1 protein-coding gene is annotated in these 2207 nt (G+C 71.1%); it reads left to right on the top strand.

The window, feature by feature from the left end; all coding sequences use genetic code 11:
- Positions 1–2207 (top strand): RHS repeat domain-containing protein (locus AB0O00_RS36555; RefSeq protein ID WP_363659013.1); only part of this gene is annotated, 2207 nt, incomplete at both ends.

Raw genomic sequence — 2207 nt, forward strand, 5'->3', positions numbered from 1 at the left:
GTCCCAGCGCGTCTACGACACCTCCGGCACCGGCACCGGGAAGTCGCAGGCCATCAGCATTTCCCCGGGCAGCGGCTGGCACACGCTGTACGCGCGCAGCATCGACGTGGCGGGCAACGAGTCCGTCAACACCACCGCCTACGGCTTCGGCGTCGGCGCGGGCAGTGCGGCCCTGCTGACCCCGCTCGGCGGTGAGCGGACCGCACGGCGGCTGTCGCTCTCCGCCGTCGGCGACTCCACCTACACCGGCTTGACCTACCAGTACCGGATCGGGGAGACCGACGCCTGGAAGGACATCCCGGCGGCCAACGTCACCAAGGCCGCCGACGGTTCGGCCGTCAGCTGGCCGCTCGCCGTCTCCGGCGGCAGCTCGGCGGCGCTGACCTGGAGCGTCACCGACACGCTCGCCGCAGACAGCCCGGTGGACGTCCAGGCGAAGTTCGTCAAGGCGGACGGGACGACCGGCTTCACCCAGACCAGCACCGTCACCATCGACCGCACCGCCGGCACGGCCCCGGCCCAGCCGGTCGGCCCAGGCATGGTCAACACCCTCACCGGCGACTTCACGCTCGGTGCGAGCGACGCCTCGTTCTTCGGTCTGACCGCAGCGCGCAGCGCATCCTCCCGGCAGCCGGACTCCGGTGCGACGCGGGCCGGACAGGCGGCGATCTTCGGCGCACAGTGGTCCTCCGGCGTGCACGCGGAGCTGACTGGCACCAGCTGGGTGGCGATCCAGCAGACCTCGCCCACGTCGGTCGCCCTGGTGACCGAGGACGGCAAGCACACCGGCTTCACCGCGACCGCAGCCGGCGGCTGGCAGGGCGAGCCGGGAGCGGCCGAGCTCACCCTCACCGGCTCGCTGACCGGCTCTTTCACGCTCAAGGACACCAGCGGCAAGACGGCCACCTTCACCAAGGTGGACCCGGCCGCCACCACCTGGGCGTTCACCACCAGCTACCTGGCCGGCGACAACTCCACCACCACGGTGGTCTCGGAGAAGGTCACGGTGAACGGCCAGACCCTCGCCCGTCCCAAGTACCTCATCGCCCCGACCACCGCCGTCCCTGCCTCGACCTGCGCGGCCGCGCCGTCGACCAAGGGCTGCCGGGTGCTCGAATACGACTACGCCGCTGCCACCACAGCCACTGCGGGCTCCTTCGGCGACTTCGCGGGCCAGGTCCAGCAGATCAAGCTCTGGTCCACCTGGTGGGGCGACCCGTCGGCCACCGGCACCGCCGTCGCCGCGTACGACTACGACGCGTCGGGACGGCTGGCCGAAACGTGGGATCCGCGGCTCTCCAGCCCGCTGAAGACCAGCTACGGCTACGACAATGCCGGACGCGTGACCACCCTCACCCCACCCGGTGAGCTGCCCTGGACCATGACCTACGGCAAGGTCGGCACCTCGTCCGTCGCCGGTGACGGCATGCTGCTCAGCGCGTCCCGCCCCAACCTCCAGCCGGGCTCGGCGACGGCGACCGACGGCACCAACGCGGCGACCACGGTGGTCTACGGCGTGCCGGTCAGCGGCAGCAACGCGCCGTACCAGCTCGGTTCCTCGGACGTCCAGTCCTGGCACCAGCTGACCCCGCCGACCGACGCCACCGCGATCTTCCCGGCCGACCAGGTCCCGGCCTCGAGCGACGGCTCCACCCTGGCGGCGTCCGCCTACCAGCGCGCCACCGTGCAGTACACCGACGCCTCCGGACGCGGCGTCGACACAGCCGCCCCGGGTGGCTACCTCAACGCGATCCAGTACGACCGCTTCGGCAACACGATCCGCACCCTCAGCGCGGCGAACCGCTCGCTCGCCCTCGGCCTCACCGACGCCGACAAGGCCGCCCAGCAGGGTCTCGGCATCGACACGCTCAGCAGCTCCGACCGGGCCCAGCTGCTGGAGGACTACTCGTCCTACAGCGATGACGGGGTCCGGCAGCTGGAGGTCTTCGGACCGCTGCACCGCGTCGACCTCGTCTCCGACTTCACCTCGGGCAGCACGGTCCTGATGAAGGCCGGCACCTCGGTGGTCGCCCGCTCCTGGCAGGTCAAGGAGTACGACAGCAACCGCCCGACCGACGGCAGCGCGGTGGCCTCCAACCTGCTGACCATCGTGACCGCGGGGCTCAGGGTCAACGGCTACGACTCGATCCTGGCGGACAAGCACGTCACCGTGAACCAGTACGACTGGACCAAGGGCCTGCCGATCC

Source organism: Kitasatospora sp. NPDC093558 (assembly GCF_040683475.1).
Classification (GTDB): Bacteria; Actinomycetota; Actinomycetes; order Streptomycetales; family Streptomycetaceae; genus Kitasatospora.